At 56.2% G+C, this 18834-nt stretch carries 14 protein-coding genes; 10 read left to right on the top strand and 4 right to left on the bottom strand.

Going from position 1 to position 18834, the window contains the following annotated elements; translation table 11 throughout:
• Nucleotides 1–49: 49 nt before the first annotated feature.
• The 3 genes from dnaN (at nt 50) to gyrB (ending at nt 4875) form a co-directional block, all read left to right on the top strand.
• Nucleotides 50–1168, top strand: coding sequence for a DNA polymerase III subunit beta (gene dnaN, locus Q8O73_RS19965; RefSeq protein ID WP_305559968.1), 1119 nt, complete (start codon nt 50–52; stop codon nt 1166–1168).
• 64 nt (nt 1169–1232) lie between these two features.
• Nucleotides 1233–2390: a DNA replication/repair protein RecF gene (recF, locus tag Q8O73_RS19960; protein ID WP_305559967.1), complete on the top strand. Its 1158-nt coding sequence runs from the start codon at nt 1233–1235 to the stop codon at nt 2388–2390.
• Between the two features lie 25 nt (nt 2391–2415).
• Nucleotides 2416–4875 (top strand): DNA topoisomerase (ATP-hydrolyzing) subunit B, encoded by a 2460-nt coding sequence (gene gyrB / locus Q8O73_RS19955; protein ID WP_305559966.1) that lies wholly within the window; start codon nt 2416–2418, stop codon nt 4873–4875.
• Nucleotides 4876–5364: 489 nt separating this feature from the next.
• Here gyrB and Q8O73_RS19950 read toward each other — a convergent pair whose 3' ends face one another.
• Nucleotides 5365–6105: a DeoR/GlpR family DNA-binding transcription regulator gene (locus Q8O73_RS19950; protein ID WP_305559965.1), complete on the bottom strand. Its 741-nt coding sequence runs from the start codon at nt 6103–6105 to the stop codon at nt 5365–5367.
• 76 nt (nt 6106–6181) lie between these two features.
• On the opposite strand from Q8O73_RS19950, the gene Q8O73_RS19945 reads away from it, so the two are divergent.
• The 7 genes from Q8O73_RS19945 (at nt 6182) to Q8O73_RS19915 (ending at nt 15575) form a co-directional block, all read left to right on the top strand.
• Nucleotides 6182–6814 carry a TIGR00725 family protein gene (locus Q8O73_RS19945; RefSeq protein WP_305559964.1) on the top strand — a complete coding sequence of 211 codons (633 nt, stop codon included), beginning with the start codon at nt 6182–6184 and terminating at the stop codon, nt 6812–6814.
• 75 nt (nt 6815–6889) lie between these two features.
• On the top strand, nt 6890–8008 hold the full coding sequence (locus Q8O73_RS19940; protein WP_305559963.1) for an ABC transporter ATP-binding protein: 1119 nt from the start codon (nt 6890–6892) through the stop codon (nt 8006–8008).
• Entirely contained in the window at nt 7999–8898 is a 900-nt protein-coding gene (locus tag Q8O73_RS19935; RefSeq protein ID WP_305559962.1) for a carbohydrate ABC transporter permease, read from the top strand. Before Q8O73_RS19940 ends, Q8O73_RS19935 begins: the two co-directional genes overlap by 10 nt.
• A complete protein-coding gene (locus Q8O73_RS19930; RefSeq protein WP_305559961.1) occupies nt 8895–9710 on the top strand; it encodes a carbohydrate ABC transporter permease in 816 nt (271 codons plus the stop codon). Before Q8O73_RS19935 ends, Q8O73_RS19930 begins: the two co-directional genes overlap by 4 nt.
• A gap of 169 nt (nt 9711–9879) precedes the next feature.
• Nucleotides 9880–11139 (top strand): extracellular solute-binding protein, encoded by a 1260-nt coding sequence (locus tag Q8O73_RS19925; protein WP_305559960.1) that lies wholly within the window; start codon nt 9880–9882, stop codon nt 11137–11139.
• A gap of 331 nt (nt 11140–11470) precedes the next feature.
• A complete protein-coding gene (locus tag Q8O73_RS19920) occupies nt 11471–13378 on the top strand; it encodes a transglycosylase domain-containing protein (RefSeq protein ID WP_305559959.1) in 1908 nt (635 codons plus the stop codon).
• Nucleotides 13379–13586: 208 nt separating this feature from the next.
• The gene (locus Q8O73_RS19915; RefSeq protein WP_305559958.1) at nt 13587–15575 is read left to right on the top strand and encodes a transglycosylase domain-containing protein; all 1989 of its coding nucleotides are present in this window, start codon (nt 13587–13589) and stop codon (nt 15573–15575) included.
• Between the two features lie 21 nt (nt 15576–15596).
• Here the strand turns inward: Q8O73_RS19915 and argE are convergent, their stop codons facing one another.
• The 3 genes from argE to Q8O73_RS19900 are packed head-to-tail and all read right to left on the bottom strand — an operon-like array spanning nt 15597 to nt 18831.
• Nucleotides 15597–16775: an acetylornithine deacetylase gene (gene argE, locus Q8O73_RS19910; RefSeq protein WP_305559957.1), complete on the bottom strand. Its 1179-nt coding sequence runs from the start codon at nt 16773–16775 to the stop codon at nt 15597–15599.
• A gap of 24 nt (nt 16776–16799) precedes the next feature.
• Nucleotides 16800–18290 carry a tripartite tricarboxylate transporter permease gene (locus tag Q8O73_RS19905; RefSeq protein ID WP_305559956.1) on the bottom strand — a complete coding sequence of 497 codons (1491 nt, stop codon included), beginning with the start codon at nt 18288–18290 and terminating at the stop codon, nt 16800–16802.
• A 16-nt stretch (nt 18291–18306) separates the two neighbouring features.
• Nucleotides 18307–18831, bottom strand: a complete 525-nt coding sequence (locus Q8O73_RS19900; RefSeq protein ID WP_305559955.1) for a tripartite tricarboxylate transporter TctB family protein — start codon at nt 18829–18831, stop codon at nt 18307–18309.
• Nucleotides 18832–18834 lie beyond the last annotated feature (3 nt).

Genomic DNA, 18834 nt, shown 5'->3' with positions numbered 1-18834 from the left:
GAATAAAAATCAAACTGTTAACCTTGCTAGACAGACGGATAGGACGGGCATGAAGCTGACCATCGAACGCGCGGCTCTGTTGAAATCACTGACCCATGTTCAAAGTGTGGTCGAACGGCGAAACACCATTCCAATCCTGTCCAACATTCTGTTGCGGGCAGAGGATGATCGTCTTTCGCTGGCGGCAACCGACATGGATCTGGAGATCATCGAAACCACCACCGCCAATGTAAGCGAAGCCGGGGCGACAACGACGCCCGCGCATACGCTTTATGAAATTGTGCGCAAGTTGCCGGAAGGCTCCCAGGTGCAAATTTCGCTGGAACCGGGTGCCGGTCGTCTGACCTTGTCGGCGGGGCGGTCGAAATTCAATCTGGCAGTGTTGCCGGTGGATGATTTCCCGGCGATGTCGGGCGGCGAATTGCCGGTCAGCTTTACCCTTGCGGCCGCAGAATTGCGCGGCCTGATTGACCGTGCCGAATTTGCCATTTCGACCGAGGAAACCCGTTATTACCTCAATGGTATTTATTTCCATGCGACCGAGGCCGAAGGCACGCATATTCTGCGCGCGGTTGCGACTGACGGGCACCGTCTGGCCCGGATCGAAGCGCCGCTGCCTGATGGTGCGGAAAACATGCCGGGCGTGATTGTGCCGCGCAAGACTGTGGGTGAATTGCGCAAGCTGATCGAAGATACCGGCGAGGCGGTTGATATTTCGTTGTCCGATACCAAAATCCGGTTCGGGTTTGGCAATGCGGTTCTGACGTCCAAGCTGATTGACGGCACCTTCCCTGATTACGAGCGGGTTATTCCGTCGGGCAATGACAAAAGCCTTGATCTGGAATGCAAACCGTTTGCCGATGCGGTGGATCGGGTATCGGCGATTTCGATTGAGAAATCCCGTGCGGTCAAGGTGGTGTTGTCGGGCAATACCCTGACCCTGACGGCCTCCAGTCCGGAACATGGTACGGCGACCGAGGAACTTGAAATCAACTATGACGCCGAGGATATCGAAATCGGCTTTAATTCCCGCTATCTGCTGGATATTGCCAAGCAGGTCAAGGGGGATACCCTTAACCTTTTGATGTCGGACGGGTCGTCACCGACGATCCTGCGCGATACCGATGATCTGTCGGCATTGTATGTCCTGATGCCGATGCGCGTCTGACGTCAACACAACATTTGCTGTGGCTGTTTTTGCCCATAATTTCCCCCCGGCAGACGGTGCGTCGATGACGCCCCGTCTTGCCGTCTCGCGCATCAGTCTGTCGGAATTTCGCTGTTATCAGACCTTGCGTCTTGATTTGCAGGGTGGGCCGGTTGTGCTGACGGGGCCCAACGGGGCGGGCAAGACCAACCTTTTGGAGGCCGTTTCGCTTTTGGCGCCGGGTGGCGGGTTGCGGCGGGCGAAACTGGGCGAAATGGCCCGCAATGTTCCGGCCCTAGATGATGGTGCTGTGCGGGCATGGGCGGTGGCGGCGACCCTGGAAACGCCCGACGGGGAACGGCATCTGGGATCGGGGTTGGACCCGGCGGCACTGGTGCAGGGGCGTGAACGCCGTGCGGTGCGCATTGATGGCGAAACGCAACGCGGGCAGGCGGCCTTGGGCCGGGTTTGCAACGCGGTGTGGCTGACGCCGCAAATGGACCGGTTGTTTCTGGATGGTCCGGCGGCACGCAGGCGGTTTCTGGACCGGCTGGTATATGGATTGGACCCGGAACATTCCAGCCGGGTTGCGGCCTATGAACACAGTTTGCGCAGCAGGGCAAAATTGCTGCGCGATGGCAAGGCCGATGACAAATGGCTGAATGCCATCGAGGATTCGATGGTTAGGCACGGAATTGCGGTGGTGGTGGCGCGGACCGAATTGCTGGCACAACTGGTGCGGGCCGGGACAATGGCAATCGGGGCCTTTCCGGCGGCGCGGCTGGCGCTGAAAGGTGATCTGGAAGACTGGCTGGCGGAATTGCCGGCGGTGGATGTCGAGGACCGGATGCGGGCCTCGTTGCGAGATGGACGCAGGCGCGATGCCGGATATGGCGGGGCATCGGTCGGGCCGCAGCGCAGCGATCTTCTGGTCTGGCACGATGCCAAGAACCAGTCCGCCGATCAATGTTCGACCGGCGAGCAAAAAGCCTTGTTGCTGTCGATTGTGATGGCGAATACGCGGTTGCAAAGCCGGTCCCGCGGGGCGGGGCCGCTTTTGCTGCTGGATGAAGTGGTGGCCCATCTGGATGCCGAACGGCGGGGTCATCTGTTTGACGAAATCGTGGCGCTTGGGGTTCAGGCCTGGATGACAGGTACGGACCGGGCGCTTTTTGAAGGTTTGGACGGACGGGCGCAATTCTTTCGTGTGGAAGATGCCCGGATTCGTGCCGAGCAAATTTGATCTGTGAATGCCGAGGTTGTGAGCGATGACCAACGAAACTGATACGCCGACAAACGCCGAAATTGCGGCGCAGGAATATGGCGCGGAATCGATCAAGGTCCTGAAGGGCCTTGAAGCTGTACGCAAACGCCCGGGGATGTATATCGGCGATACCGATGACGGTACCGGTTTGCATCATATGATTTATGAAGTCGTCGATAACTCGATTGACGAAAGCCTTGCCGGGCATTGCGATACGGTCTGGGTGCAGCTGAATGGCGACGGATCTGCGACGATCCGCGACAATGGCCGTGGCATTCCCACCGACATGCATAAGGGTGAAGGCGTTTCGGCGGCCGAGGTCATCATGACCCAGCTGCATGCTGGCGGCAAATTCGACCAGAATTCCTACAAGGTGTCCGGCGGCTTGCATGGCGTGGGCATTTCGGTGGTCAATGCGCTGTCAACCTTGCTGAAACTGACGGTATGGCGCAATGGCAAAACCCATTATATGGAATTTTCCAATGGCGATGCAGTCAAGCCGCTTGAAATCATTGGCGATGCGCCGATGGCCAAAGACGGCAAGCCGCTGACCGGGACCGAAATCACCTTTTATCCCGATGCCTCGATCTTTGCGATTACCGAATTCAACTTTCCGACCCTTGAACATCGCCTGCGCGAACTGGCTTTCCTCAATTCCGGGGTGATCCTGACGATGCGCGATGAACGTCATAGCGAACCGGTTGAATCGGTGCTGCATTATGAAGGCGGCATTCGAGCCTTTGTCGAATATCTGGATCGGTCCAAAACCCGCCAGATCGAAGAAGCCATTCATATTTTTGGTGAAAAAGACGGCATTACCGTCGAGGTCGCCCTGCAATGGAATGACAGCTATCACGAAACGACCCTGTGCTTTACCAACAATATTCCGCAACGTGATGGCGGGTCGCATATGGCCGGTTTCCGAGCGGCCCTGACGCGCCAGATCAATAATTACGCGACCGAAAGCGGCATTGCCAAAAAGGAAAAGGTTGCATTGTCGGGTGATGACGCCCGCGAAGGCCTGACCTGTGTGGTGTCGGTCAAGGTGCCGGACCCGAAATTCTCGTCGCAGACCAAGGACAAACTGGTGTCGTCCGAAGTGCGCCCGGTGGTGGAAAACATCGTCAGCGACAAATTACAGCAATGGCTGGAAGAGCATCCGGCCGATGCCCGCAAGATCGTCTCCAAGGTGGTCGAGGCCGCCGCCGCCCGCGAAGCGGCGCGCAAGGCACGCGAACTGACGCGACGCAAGGGGGCGCTTGATATTTCATCGTTGCCGGGCAAACTTGCCGATTGTCAGGAACGCGATGCGTCCAAAGCCGAATTGTTCATCGTCGAAGGGGATTCCGCAGGCGGGTCGGCCAAACAGGGCCGTGAACGCGGCTATCAGGCAATCCTGCCGCTGCGCGGTAAAATTCTGAATGTTGAACGGGCGCGTTTTGACAAGATGCTTTCAAGCCAGGAAATCGGCACCCTGATTACCGCCCTTGGCACCGGGATCGGGCGCGATGATTTCAATGTGGATAAGGCGCGCTATCATAAAATCATCATCATGACCGACGCCGACGTTGACGGGGCGCATATCCGTACCCTGCTTTTGACGTTCTTCTATCGCCAGATGCGTGAACTGATTGAACGCGGGTATCTGTATATTGCACAGCCGCCTTTATATCGGGCCAAACGCGGCAATTCGGTGCAGTACCTCAAAGACGACCGCGAGATGGAGCAATATCTGACCGCGCAGGGGATTGAGGATGCCGTCCTGACCCTGACACGCGGTGAACAGATGGCCGGACCTGATCTGTTGCGGGTGGTCGAACTGGCCCGCCGGGCGAAATCGCTTCTGGAACCGCTGTCGATGAAACTGCCGATTTCGGTTCTGGAACAGGCGGTTCTGGCCGGGGCGCTGAACCCGGCCTTGCTGGATGATACGACCAAACGTCAGGAAGCCGCGACCAAACTGGCCCAGCATCTTGATACTCTGGCCGAGGATTTCGACCGTGGCTGGGTGGGCGAGGCACCGCTGGATGAACTGGTGGTGTGGCGCATGATGCGCGGCGTTGAAGAACGCTTTGTGATTGATGCCAATATGCTGCGCTCCGCCGAAAGCCGGGCGATTGCCGGTTTGTTGACGGAATTGCGCGACCTGTTTGAACAGGGCGCGGTCTTTACCGCCAAGGACAAGACCTGGAAAATCAATGGCCCGGTCGATCTGGTCAATGCGGTGATGGAATATGGCCGCCGCGGCATTTCGGTTCAGCGCTATAAAGGTCTTGGCGAAATGAACCCGGATCAGTTGTGGGAAACCACACTGGATCCAAATGTCCGCACCTTGTTGCAGGTTCGGGTCGAACATGCCGATCAGGCCGAGGAAGTGTTTTCAACCCTGATGGGCGATGTGGTCGAACCGCGCCGCGATTTCATTCAGGCCAATGCGCTTAAAGTTGCCAATCTCGACGTTTGAGGTTTGCAAATTGAGAGTTGATGCACATTCACAAGATGGCGAAGCCCTTGAAAATGTTTTGGATTCTCTGATGTAACAGGATTATTTTCCGGTTTTTGAAAATAGTTCTTGATATGTTCTTTTTGCTGTGGCATAAGAGAAAAATCAACGGGACAAATCCGCCCGGACCGAAACCCGCAAAGCACTACGCTTTGCGGGTTTTTGCGTTTGGCGCCAGATAAAACAGATGAAAGAGATGATGATGCAGCGGTATAAAGACAGACAGGATGGCGGGCGAAACCGCAAGACCCTGACCGGCGGGTGGAAAAGCCATTACGGGGGTATTGCCCAAGCGGTGTAACCCGGCCACAGGTCAAGACGCCCGAGGTGCGTCTTGTTGTCGGCGAAAGGCCTGCCCGATGTCAGCCGATGTTGCCGGGGGGCGTGGGAGGCCGGGAATGGCGTGGTTGCCAGAAGCCCACAGCCTGTCGCCACACCCGTCAGGCTGTGTCACCCCGCCCTGTCCCCCGCCGGATTAAACCCGGATTCTTCGGTGATAATGCCGCTAAAATCCGCAGTTTCGGCAATTTCAACCCTTGCTGTACGGCCAAATTTATCTGTTATTGCCAACAGATAGGACTTTCTGGCAACAGACATCGCCATGCGTTTCACCGCAATTTTTCCGGGATCAAAATCCATGACACCGCCGCCCGGCTCAATCGCGGAACAACTGACAAGGGCAAAATCAGGTCGAAATGCGCGCAAAGCCAAAACCGTTTCTTCCCCCGTGACCGACCCGTCCGGCCCGCTCACCCGGCCGGGCAAAATCCGCACATCATGCCGTGCCGGATCAAAGGCCGCGGCAACATGCAAGCTGTTGGTAACAACATACAGGGCGGGTTTCAGCGCCAGGACTTCGGCAACCGTTTCCATTGTTGTCCCAACATCAAGATAGACAAACGCCCCGTCAGGCACCAGCCCTGCCACCCGTTCGGCAATGCTGCGTTTTTCACCAAGGCCGATCATGCGTTTTTGCCCATGATCCAGCCGGTCAACCGAAACACCGCCCTTAACCCCGGCCCCACCGTGAAACCGTTCAATCAGCCCGGCCTCATGCATGGCAATCACATCGCGGCGCACTGTCTGCATCGATACCGAAAACATGTCCGCCAGGGCTTCAAGGGTGATAAAGCCCTTGGCCTCAATTTGGGCCAAGACTTCCTGTTGCCGTTCGGAAAGTGAAACCGTCATAAAAATCCCCTATGGACAACACCCTGGAATGGAAGATACCTTACAATTCATTTGCCATACAAGGATTAACATCACGATGACATTTCTTTGGTCTGAAAAAACCGGTCGCCTTTGCCAGAACGAAAACATGTATTTCGATGCGTGGCAATGGCAATGGATACAGGGGCATAACACCCCCGATGACCTGGTACCCGTTACGGCACAAAATGCCCTGCGCAACATGACTGAAGCTGGCAAATGCCGCATCATTCCCGTTGCCGTCATTGGCCCGCGCGAAGCCGATGCACAGGAAACAGCAACAGCCGAAAATATTGGCTCGGCATTGGCCAAACTGGGACTGTCATTAATTTGCGGCGGCAAAAGTGGCGTGATGGAAGCCGCTGCACGCGGGGCATATAATGCCGGTGGCTTGACAATTGGCTTGTTGCCCGATGAAGACTGGCACGCGGCCAACCCGTTTATTTCCCTGCCGCTGGCCACCGGCATTGGCCGGGCGCGCAACGCCCTGATCGCGCAATCGGCACAGGCATTGATCGCGGTGGGCGGCAAATACGGAACCCTGTCAGAAATCGCTTACGGGTTGCAATTTGGCAAGCCGGTTTTTGGTTTGTGCACGACGCCCGATGTTCCCGGCCTTCGCAAGGTAGGGTCGGTTGATGCGACAATGGAGGCTCTGGCGATCGCCCTTCTTGCACCGCAAGATATGTAACAATAATTACACTTAACTCGGTAACTGTTAGCGATATATTACATTCATTGGGTATGACGCGACAGGAATTGAGAAATGATAGAGATCGACGCCGTTACGCGCTGTTTTGGCGAGAACACCGTCCTCGACAATGTATCCCTTGTCGCAGAAGAAGGAAGTTTTCTGGCCCTGTTGGGGCCATCGGGCTGCGGCAAATCAACATTGTTGCGCCTGATTGCCGGCCTTGATGATCCGGACGCGGGCTGCGTCCGGATCAAGGGCCGGGATATTTCAGGGTTAAGTGCCGTGGAACGCAATGTCGCCATGGTGTTTCAATCCTATGCGCTTTATCCGCATCTGAGTGTTGCCGAAAATATCGGCCTGCCGCTGGCCATGCGCGAACTGTCGCGCATTGACCGATCCCCGCTTGGCCGGGTTTTTCCCGCCAGCCGCCAGCGCCGCAGCGATACACAGGCCCGGGTCAAAAAGGTTGCCGCATCCGTCGGCATTTCCGACCTGCTAGACCGCAAACCCGGTGCCCTGTCAGGCGGGCAAAAACAGCGTGTTGCCCTGGCCCGCGCCCTGGTTCGTGATCCATCAGTCTTTTTGCTGGATGAACCCCTTTCAAACCTCGATGCCAAATTGCGTGTGCAAATGCGTGCTGAAATCGTGGCGTTAAACCGGGCAACCGGGCGCACTTTTATCCATGTCACCCATGATCAGGTTGAAGCCATGAGCATGGCAGACCGGGTTGCTGTCATGCTGGGCGGGCGGGTGGCGCAATTTGGCACGCCGCGCGAATTATATGAAACACCCTCCAGCCGCGATGTCGCCGCCTTTGTGGGCACCCATCCCATTACCTTCGTTTCCGGCCCCAAATCCGGCGGCCTGCATCCGATATTCCACGGGGTTGGTGTTCCATCTCCTTCCGGTCCGGTGGTCATTGGCATTCGGCCCGAACATTTAACGCCTGCCCCGCAAGGCCCCATAACCGGGCGGTTGCACAATATTGAATATCAGGGGGCAGAAGTTTTGCTTGATGTGATTTGCGATACGGGCATCACCCTGCGGGCCACTGCAACCGGCGACTGGCAGCCGCCGACACCGGGATCGGAAATTCATCTGGCCTGTGCGCCGGTGCATATGCATGTGTTTGACGCCGACAGTGGTGCCCGCCTTGAAGCCGGTCATAAGGGGGCAGCATCATGCGCCTGAGCCGCAAGTCAAGATCGGTACTGACCGATATCTGGCTGGTTGGCCCGGCCACCTGCGCAATGATCGTGCTTATTTTTATCCCGGTTATCATTGTCGCCCTGATGTCCTTTACCGATTACCAGTTCGGGGCGCGCAGCTTTAACTGGGTGGGCTGGCAAAATTACATCGTCATGCTGACCGATCCCACTGCCCGGCACGCCGTGACCAACACCCTGGTTTATGCCGCCATTGTCATACCGGCATCGATCTTTCTGGGATTGATCGTGGCATTGGGATTGCACCATCTGGCCCTGAAAACGCCGCGTTTTGCCAGCGGGTTGCGTGCGGCCTATTTCCTGCCGGTTGCGGCCACACTGGTGGCAATGGCGGTGGTCTGGCAAATGTTGTTGCATCCCAGTTTGGGGCTGCTCAACCAGTTGCTTGCGGCAATGGGTCAGCAAGGCCCCGCATGGCTGTCGGACCGGGGGCTGGTTCTTTATACCCTGGCCGTGATCGGAATCTGGCAATCGGTTGGTTACAACATGGTGTTGTTTTTGGCCGGTCTTGCCGCCATTCCATCCGACCTTTATGACGCCGCCGAACTTGACGGGGCCGGCAGCGGCTGGAACCGTTTTTGGACCGTAACATGGCCGATGCTTGGCCCGACCACCCTGTTTGTCACCGTCATTACGGCAACGGGGGCTTTTCGGGTGTTTGAAACCGTCGCCACCCTGACCAAGGGCGGACCTGCCTTTGCCTCTGATGTGCTGGTTTATGCGATGTACCGCGAAGGATTTGTCTATTTCAAGGCCGGATATTCCAGTGCGCTGACCATCGTTTTCTTCCTTCTGGTCCTGCTTGTCACAGCCCTGAAATTTGGCATTCTCGAAAAAAAGGTACATTACAAATGACTGGCCGGATCATTCTTGTCACTGCCCTGATTCTGGGTGCATTTTTGATGCTTGTCCCCTTTTTATGGATGCTGTCGCTGTCTTTCAAAGACAGTGCCGAAATTTTCAGCTCGACGCTGGATTTTTTCCCTGCCCGTCTGTCGCTGGATAATTACATCACGGCATTTACCAAAGTGGATCTGGGGCGCTTTTTGTTAAATGGCGTTATCGTCTGCGCCGGTATCCTTGTTTTTCAGTTTCTGTTTTCGGTTCCCTGTGCCTATGCCCTGACCCAGCGCCGTTTTCGCGGGCGACAGGTTATTTTCGGGCTGGTTCTGGCGGGGCTTCTGGTGCCGTTTCATGTCACCGCGATTCCACTGTTTCTGGCCCTGGCGAAACTAAACCTGCTCGATACCTACACCGCCCTGATTGTGCCTTTTGTCAGCTCGATGTTTGGCATTTTTCTGTTTCGTCAGGCCTTTGCCGCCCTGTCGCCCGACCTGTTTGATGCAGCGCGGCTTGACGGTCTGTCCGAAACCGCCATCGTCTGGCGCATTGCCTTGCCTCTGGTTCTTCCTGCCGCAACGGCCTTTGGCATTTTTTCGGTTGTTGCCCACTGGAACGATCTGTTCTGGAACCTGATCGTCACATCCGATCCCAACCTTGCCACCCCGCCCCGCGGCATTCTGTATTTTCGCGATCGCGAATCAGGTTCGGACATCGGTCCATTGATGGCGGCCACCGTCATCGTCATCGCCCCCATGATTGTTGGTTTTCTGATGGCGCAACGGCGCTTCATTCAGGGGCTGGCAGCCGGTGGCCTTAAAGGATAACCGGTCAACGCGCCCCCAATCGGCAGGCAGCTTCACGCAAGCCCTTGCCAATCATTTGATAAACCACGCGGCACCGTCGCACCCAACCACACCAACGCCCTTTCCACCCTAGCCTGACCCTACCTGTCCAACTGCCTTTGCACCCATTGTCACATTCAGGAGAAGACCCGTGAAGAAAACACTGTTTGCCGCCGCACTGGGCCTTGCCGTCCTTGCCCCGGGCATTGCCTCTGCCGAGGAAACCACCATTCGTCTGCATTACAGTATTCCCACCATCTGGGCCAATACGCAGGAAAAACTGGCGACCGCCTTCATGGCCGCCAATCCCGATATCAAAGTCGTGCTTGATGGCCCTGCTGACAGCTATGAAGACGGCACCCAGCGCCTGTTGCGTGAGTCTGTAGCCGGTAGACTGCCCGATGTTGCCTATGTCGGCCTTAACCTGTGGCGCGTCCTTCAGGATCGTGGTCTTGCCCAGCCGCTTGATCCCTTTATCGGCGATATGAAAGCCTTTGACGAAAAGGGATACGGCCCGGCTGTTCGCCTGGGGCAATACAAAGACCAGACCTGGGCGCTGGGTGTTTCGGCCTCGACACTGGTGATGTATGTGAACCCGAAACTGGTCGAACAGGCGGGCGGTTCAATGGCATCCTTCCCGACCGATTTTGACGGGATCATAAAACTGGCACACAAAATCAATGCCCTGTCGCCCACCACCGACGGCATCTGGATTGAACCACACGACTGGCGCTTTCAATCGTTGCTTGGTGCCTATGGCGGGCGACCAATGACAGACGATGAAAGCAACATCACCTTTGACAACCCTGCGGGGATTGCGGCGGCCTCCCTGTATCAGCGTTTCGCCACCGAAGGCGGCATGAAAAGCTATGGCAGCAGCGAAGCCCGACAGGCTTTTCCGGCCGGTACGCTCGGCATCATGCTTGAAAGTTCGTCGCTTCTGAACCGTTTTGTCGAAGGTGCTGGCGACAAGTTTGACGTCACCGTGCTGCCGATGCCCGTTATGGCCCCGACCGACAAGGTTTATTTCCCCACCGGTGGTTCGGGCATGGTCATGCTGGCGACCGACCCGGCCCGGCAAAATGCTGTCTGGCGCTATATGACATTCGTCACCAGCCCGGCCGGTGAGAAAATTATTGTAGAAAATACCGGCTATGCGCCGACCAATTCCATTCTTGTCAATGATGACAGCTATCTTGGCAGCTTTTATGCCGCCAACCCGCAATCCCGCCCGGCACATCAGCAAATTGCCAGATTTGCCGGTCCCTGGTATGCCTATCCGGGTGATGAAGGTGTTGCCGTCAACGACCTGATCGGCGCAGCCCTGGTAAATGTTGCCGAAGGTGCCAACCCCGAAACCACCATCAAAACCCTTGCCGAAACGGTCCGCACCCGCCTTGGTATGCAATAAACAGCCTCCATACGAGGTCAGATAGCCAGAACCCGGCGGTTTTCCGCCGGGTTTTGTTTATGCATTTCACACCAGAGCCGGGCCATCACCTGTAATCATGCGCAAACCGTTCTGGCACAATTTGTCCTCTTTTACGTGGTTCCCTTTTTCGTGGAGGGTGTTCCCCGAAACCGGTTTGCCGTGATTTGTGGACCGTTTTGTTTTGTGACAAAGGCGGAATTGGCATGAAGATTGTTATTCACCCGGATGCATGGAAGTATTTTCTTAATCGCTTCGTTGTTTACTGATGTCAGAATTATAACAGCGATACACGACAGAAGCGGGTCCGGGCGTGGCAGAAAACGACGAAGAACCACGGCGCGGCGGAGCCAATGCGGCCCAAAGTGCGATGCATGAAATCGAAGAACGCCGGTTGCGCGAATATCGTCTGCGCCGCCGCAAGATACGTGCGGCGGTCACGATCATCGCCCTGACGGTCATCATCGGTACCGTTACGGCCATTACCCTGTCGATCAGTTCCAACCTTGATCTGAGCCGCAACATGTTGCGCAGCCCCGAGGTGCGCATTGTCGGATATGACGGATCGGCCCTGAAAATCGTCAAGGGACATTACAGTCAGGACGTGTCACTGACCACGATTCCCGAACGGGTGCAGGATGTCTTTGTCGCGGCGGCCGATCCGCGGTTTTATGAACATGCCGGGGTTTCCGCATCCGATTTTGTGCGTATTTTCACCGGTGATCCGGCCCCCGGATCAACCATCACCATGCAGGCCGCGCGCAGTTTCTTTGCCGTGCCGGGGCAAGGAACCGGTCGCAATTTGCAGGAATTGCTGGTCGCCTTGTGGCTGGAATTCAAATTCAGCAAAAAAACCATCCTGCGCAGCTATCTTGAACGGAAATATGTCGGATCGGGTATTTTTGGCATTTCGGCGGCGGCCCGCATCTGGTTCGGGGCCCCGGCAGAACGCCTGACCTTGCATCAGGCCGCCGTTCTGGCCGCCGCAATGGCCGATCCGGTGGGGCATAATCCCTTGCATTTCCCCAAAACATCGGCCGAGGCCGCCAATGTCATTTTGCAGAAAATGGCCGCCTTGCGGATGCTGGAAGTGGAACGGATGTCGGCCCTGACCCGGCTGTTACCGCAACTTGATCCCCAGATTGAAGAAGGCCGGGTTTCGGAATATCTGATTAATCTGGTGATGGATCAGGTGGCCGAACGGGTTGGTTATACCAGCCGCGATCTTGAGGTCCGCACCAGCATTGATGTCGGGGTTCAGATGCTGGCACAGGATGTGGTGCGCAATGTCAGTGCCGTTCGTTTGCAACCGCTGGGCGCGACACAGGCCGCCCTTTTGGCGATCAGCCCGGATGGCCGGGTACGTGCCATGGTTGGCGGGACAAGCTATCAGCCCATGTCACGCAACCGGGCATGGGATGTTCGCCATTATCCCGGCAGCATGATCAAACTTCTGCCTTACTATTACGCGCTGAACCAGAATAGCGACCCGGTACAATGGGTGCGCGACAATCGCATGGCGGTGGGGGGCTGGCGACCGGTGAACCCGGATCGCAAATATCTGGGCCAGATTTCCCTGCGTGAAGCCTTTGTCCGTGATGTCAATACGGTGCCCGCCAATCTGACCGATCAGTTCGGCCTGCTGGCGGTCAAGGAATATGCCCGCAAAATCGGGATCGACAGTCCGCTGTCAAATGATATCCGGACCGTTGTCGGGTTGGATACGGTGACATTGCCCGACATCGCCCGTCTGCACGCCTTGCCGCAAAATTCCGGTAAACGCCCCGATGTGACGGTGATCAACAGTATTTCGGCCATCGGATTTGAACCGCTGCTGTATCAGCGCATCGAAATGCCCAGCGAAAAACTGCTGACCGATGAGGCCATGCAGGGGGTGAATGTCCTGCTGGCCAGTGTGACCGACCCGCAATTGCGGCTGGACCGGCCCTTTGCCGGATATGGTACCAAAGCAGGTGGGGCCAGTGGCGCCTGGTATTCAGGATTTACATCCGATCTGGTGGTGGTGGCATGGGCGGGAAATGATGATAACAGTCCGGCCCCACTGGTGCGGGGCGATGTTGAAGTGGCATCAATGTGGCGGTTGTTTATGCTTGATGCCCATGATGCCCTGCCGATCCGGTCAATGGTGCGGGCATCGTCGCAACGTCGCCGCGAAAGTGATGGGGTGACAGATATGTGGAAAGCATCCCCCGGAAATTGAAATTGCGGTTGGCGCAAGTCAAAATTGATGGCATATCGCTGGTGACGGCGGGGGATGCGGTGTAAAATCATTGTTAAAAGATTTCCGCTATTCGGGACGCGGACATAGGCCTGCAAAGCCGGGTCGGTCGTCAAACGAGCAAAAAGCAGGGCGGTTGTGATATGCACCGTCCCCGGACCCGTGATCAGATAACAGCCCGAGGCCCCTTTTGGCACAGCGACCAAGCAACCGACGCCCGACAGGCACACGCAAGACATCATCGCGCAGTTCTTCCCGACGCAAGAAAAAAGGCGGCAATGGTCTGGGTTCCCGTTTGGGGCGTCTGATTCCGGGGCCTGAACAAATTGCCCGTTTTCTGGTGATTTTGTCGATCTGGGCGGTTGTGATAGGTGGGGCGGTGGTTGCCTATTATGGTTATGGCCTGCCGGACAAGGTCAATTTTCAGGTGGCGACTGAACGCAAACCGTCCATAAAAATTGTCAGTGTCGATGGTGCCACCCTTGCCAGTTATGGCAACCGTTATGGCCGCCCGGTCGAAGTCGGTGATTTGCCAGACCATGTGGCGCAGGCCTTTGTGTCGATCGAGGATCGCCGGTTTTATAACCATTTTGGCATTGATGTGATTGGTATCCTGCGCGCCACTCTGACCAATTTTACCAAAGGCCGGATCGCCGAAGGCGGCAGCACGATTACCCAGCAATTGGCGAAAAACCTGTTTTTGTCACCCGAACGCAGTTTTGGGCGCAAGATTGAAGAAGTGTTGCTGGCTTTGTGGCTGGAATTCAAATTCAGCAAGGACCAGATTTTATCGCTGTATCTGAACCGCATCTATTACGGGTCGGGCCTGTACGGGATTGACGCGGCGGCCCGGCATTATTTCGATACCGATCCAAAACGTTTGACCCTGTATCAGTCCGCTGTTCTTGCCGGTTTGCCCAAGGCACCCAGTCGTTATAACCCGCTGGTCGATCCACAACAATCGGCGGGCCGTGCCAATCAGGTGATTGAGGCGATGGTGGCCACCGGTGTTCTGACCGAAGCCCGGGCGCGGAGTGCAAAACAATATTCGGTCCAGACCGCCAGCATGGATCGCAGCGGCCCCGGTGTGCGTTATTTCACCGACTGGATTCTGGATCGTGTCACTGATTATATCGGCTATGAAGACAGTGATCTGATCATTTACACCACGCTGGATTCCCGTTTGCAGGAAATCGCGGAATTCAATCTGGAACGGGCGCTGGAAAGCCCGGTTGCCGCCGCCGGGCGCGTGTCGCAGGCGGCGATGGTGGCAATGACGCCCGATGGTTCGGTGCGCGCCCTGATTGGGGGCAAAGATTATTTTGAAAGCCAGTATAACCGGGCGACCCAGGCCCGTCGTCAACCGGGATCGGCGTTCAAGCTGTTTGTCTATATGGCGGGTCTGCAAAACGGGATTGGGGCGGGCGACTGGCGGCGGGATGCGCCGGTGACGGTGGCCGGTTGGAGCCCGCGCAACTTTGACCGTCAGCATCACGGCACGATGACAATCCGCGATGCCCTGGCGACCTCCAATAACAGCATCGCGGTTCAGGTGGCGATGGAGGTCGGGCTGGAAAAAGTCGTCAAAATGGCCCGCGATATGGGGGTTTCGGCGGATTTGCGGCCCGAACCCAGTCTGGCGCTTGGTACCAGCGAGGTATCAATGGTGGATTTGACCGGGGCCTATTCGATTATTGCCAATGGCGGTTTTGCTGTTTTCCCGCATGCGATCAACAAGATCACCAATAGCGAAGGTGAAATTCTGTATGAACGCGAGGAAATTTATCCGGTACGCCTGATCAACCCGCTGCATGCCGGTGAGATGAACAATATGTTATCGGCGGTGATTGCCAAGGGCACCGGGCGCAATGCGGTTCTGGACCGTCCGGCGGCCGGTAAAACCGGCACGACGTCGGACAATCGCGATGCATGGTTTGTCGGTTATACTGCCGAACTGGTGGCGTCGGTGTGGATGGGCAATGACAATGGCACCCCGATGAACAATGTCACCGGCGGCGATCTTCCGGCCAAGTTGTGGCATGATTTCATGTTGCATGCGCATCAGGATTTGCCGGTGCGATCTTTGGGTAAGGCGGCATTGGCCAGGTCCGAAAAAATCGGCGAAGACGATTCCTGGAAAAAATTCACATCGGGCTATACGACCGGGACCAAGCAATAACCGGTTTGCGGGAAAGACCGATCAGGCCGCACGGGCCTGATCGGTGATTTTTGCGAGAAAATCCAGACAGTCGTCGAGTTGGGAAATTTCAACAAATTCGTTGCGTTTGTGCGCCTGTTTGATGCTGCCGGGGCCGCAGATGATTGAGGGAATATGTCCCTGTTTTTCAAAAATCCCGCCTTCTGACCCATAGGAAACCTTGCCCGACACCGTCGGAATGACATTGCGCACCAGCGCAAACCCGTCGGCATCGGTACAATCGCCCATGCCGGGATAGGCAAATATTTTTTCCCATTCAAACCCGGTTTCGGGTTCTTTGGCCTGCATTTCGGCTTGCAGCGTGTCGGTGACGGTGCGCTGGATATCTGCAATGACGGCTTCGGCGTCGTGATCGGGCAGATGACGGATTTCAAAGGTAAATTCGCAAAAGTCCGGGGTGACGTTGGTGGCTGTGCCGCCGCCGATTGTGGTGGTCAGCATGGTGCTGTGCGGGACGGTGAAATCCGGGTCGAACGGGCCGTTGATTTCAAAATCGCGACCGATATCGGAAATCATTGCAATGGCGCGGGCGGCATATTCGATGGCATTGACATGATGGGGGGCAAAGGAAGAATGCCCGGCGGTGCCGGTCACATTGACCCGCATCGAATATTTGCCTTTCTGGCCATTGATCACCTTCATTTCTGTCGGTTCGCCAATGATGGCAAGGCGTGGTGGATGGGGCAATTGCGCCAGATGATCAACCATGCTGCCGACCCCCAGACAACCGACTTCCTCGTCATAGGAAAAGGCCAGATGGACCGGCATCGAAAGCGAACGGGTAACCAGATCGGGCACCATGGCAAGGGCGCAGGCGACAAAACCCTTCATATCGGTGGTGCCGCGGCCAAACAGTTTGCCATCGCGTTCATGCATATCAAAGGCCGGGGTTTCCCATCCTTTTTCAAGGGCGGGCACGACATCGGTATGGCCTGAAAACACAATTCCCGGCGCATTTTTGGGGCCGATGGTCGCCAAAAGATTGGCCTTTTGCCCGGTTTCGTCGTGAAACAGGGTGGTTTCGACACCATATTGCGCCAGATAATCCTGCACATATGCAATCAGGCCCAGATTGGAATTCTTGCTGGTGGTGTCGAACGCCACCAGCCTGCCAAGGATATCAATGGCAAGATGCAGGCGGGACATGTTGGTTTTGCTCATTTTGCTATGCTTCTTGTGTTTCGCTCAGGCGGTGGTGCGCGATTTTGTGCGCCATTTTTGCCATTCACGGCGGATGGTCAGGGCCACAAACAGAACAGTCAGGAGGAAGAACCCCCACGAGATCCAGCTTTGGAAAAACACCCCGAGATCGCCGCGCGAAATCGCCAGCGACCGGCGCATATTGTCTTCAAACATCGGGCCGATGATAAAGGCGATCAGGAAAGGGGCGGCGGGGATGTTCAGCAGCATCATGCCAAAGCCGACAACGCCCATCACCAGCAACACTGCGACGTCAAAGCTGCTGGAACCGATGGAATAAATGCCAAAAACGCAGAGGATCAGAATACAGGGCAGCAAAAGATGCTGTGGAATGCGTGAAATTTTGCTAAACGCCCCGGCGGTCATTTTTCCGGCAAAAAACAGGAACACCGAACTGAACAGAATGCCGATAAACAGGGCATAGACATCGCCCAGATTGTTCTGGAACAACATCGGCCCCGGCGTCATGCCGTGGATCATAAAGGCACCCAGCATCACACCGGTAATCACATCCCCGGGAATGCCAAGGGCCAGAAGCGGGATCATCGTGGCACCGCAACAACCATTATTGGCCGATTCCGCCGCTGCAATGCCTTCCAGTTCGCCCTCGCCAAATTTTTCGGGGGTTTTGGAGGTACGCCGTGCTTCGCTGTAGGAAAAGAATGCCGCTGTGGACGGCCCGATGCCGGGGATTGCGCCCAGAATCACGCCGATCACACTGCCGCGCAGGATGGATTTCAGGCTGTGGCGAAATTCCGACAGGGTCAGGCGGTTATCGCCCAGTTTCATGGCAATGGATGTGTCTTCGGGCCGGAACACCACCAGACGGATCAGTTCGGGCAGGGCAAACAGGCCAATCAGCACCGGCACCACACCCAGACCGTTTTTCATATCTTCGCTGACGGCAAAACGGAACGAGCCATACATATCCTCGCCCACGGTTGCCAGCAACAGGCCGAGACAACCCGATACAATCCCCAGCAACAATGATTTGCCCGAAATGCTGGCGACGATGGTCAGCGAAAACGCCATCAGCATGAAATATTCAGGCGGGCCGACGCGCAAGGCAAACAGCGCCAGCGGCAGGGCCAAGAAAAACAGCGAAATATTGGAAATGAAATCGCCGATGCAGCTGGAAACCAGCGCCATATTCAGCGCCTTGCCACCCTTGCCTTGCTGCGCCAGCGGATAGCCATCCAGTACCGTACAGGCCGCCGATGCGGTGCCGGGGGTTTTGATCAGGATTGCTGAAATCGACCCACCATAGGTTGACCCTTTATACAGGGCGACCAAAAGCAGGATCGAGGTGACCGGCGGCATATAAAAGGTAAATGGCAGGGCAAGGGTCACCGCCATCGTCCCGGTCATGCCGGGAATGGCACCAATGATCACACCGGCCCAGATTCCGGCGGCCATCGCCAGAAAATTGGGCAGGGTGGCAACGGCATCGAAGGCATAAAGCAAATCAGTCCACATCACGGGCACTCGTCAATCAAAACAGGGATGTAAGGCCCGCAGCCGAAAACAGCTTGCCTGCCGGGAAACGCGTATGGGCGATTTGGGCGAAAATCGTATAAAGCAAAAACGGAAACAGCGCGGTCAGCACCAAAACCCAGACCCGGTTGCTGTAATTGCCGGTCATCAAAAACAAAAAGCCAAGCAGCAAGGTGCTGGAAACCAGAAATCCCAGAACCGGCAAGGCATAAACAAAGGCGATAAACCCGACCGACAGAATGGCGAAACGCACGATCATAACCCGGTGGCGGTGCAGATAGGCCCCCAGACCGGTGATATGATCAGAACTTTGTTGGCGCATTGCCGGTATGGAGAGGATCAGGGCAACAAGACCCATGAATAACCCGGTCACCGCAATGACACGCGGCCACATATTGGGCGGTGGGGCAAAGCCGGGAATAAAAGACGGAACCTTGACGTAAACCGGGATCAGAACAAACAGGGTCAGCGCGAAAAACGCCGAAACGATCAGTCCGGTAATGAAATCACGATTTGGCATCATGGT

Source organism: Thalassospira sp. (assembly GCF_030690045.1).
GTDB lineage: Bacteria > Pseudomonadota > Alphaproteobacteria > Rhodospirillales > Thalassospiraceae > Thalassospira.
The sequence above is the reverse complement of the archived record's forward strand: the minus strand, read 5'-3'. Positions and strand labels throughout refer to the sequence as shown.

Coding starts and splice junctions, on each gene's coding strand:
- gyrB (WP_305559966.1), top strand. CDS start 2,416: ATGACCAACGAAACTGATACGCCGACAAACGCCGAAATTGCGGCGCAG.
- Q8O73_RS19940 (WP_305559963.1), top strand. CDS start 6,890: ATGATAGAGATCGACGCCGTTACGCGCTGTTTTGGCGAGAACACCGTC.
- Q8O73_RS19950 (WP_305559965.1), bottom strand. CDS start 6,105: ATGACGGTTTCACTTTCCGAACGGCAACAGGAAGTCTTGGCCCAAATT.
- Q8O73_RS19945 (WP_305559964.1), top strand. CDS start 6,182: ATGACATTTCTTTGGTCTGAAAAAACCGGTCGCCTTTGCCAGAACGAA.
- dnaN (WP_305559968.1), top strand. CDS start 50: ATGAAGCTGACCATCGAACGCGCGGCTCTGTTGAAATCACTGACCCAT.
- Q8O73_RS19900 (WP_305559955.1), bottom strand. CDS start 18,831: ATGATGCCAAATCGTGATTTCATTACCGGACTGATCGTTTCGGCGTTT.
- Q8O73_RS19935 (WP_305559962.1), top strand. CDS start 7,999: ATGCGCCTGAGCCGCAAGTCAAGATCGGTACTGACCGATATCTGGCTG.
- Q8O73_RS19905 (WP_305559956.1), bottom strand. CDS start 18,290: ATGTGGACTGATTTGCTTTATGCCTTCGATGCCGTTGCCACCCTGCCC.
- recF (WP_305559967.1), top strand. CDS start 1,233: ATGACGCCCCGTCTTGCCGTCTCGCGCATCAGTCTGTCGGAATTTCGC.
- argE (WP_305559957.1), bottom strand. CDS start 16,775: ATGAGCAAAACCAACATGTCCCGCCTGCATCTTGCCATTGATATCCTT.
- Q8O73_RS19930 (WP_305559961.1), top strand. CDS start 8,895: ATGACTGGCCGGATCATTCTTGTCACTGCCCTGATTCTGGGTGCATTT.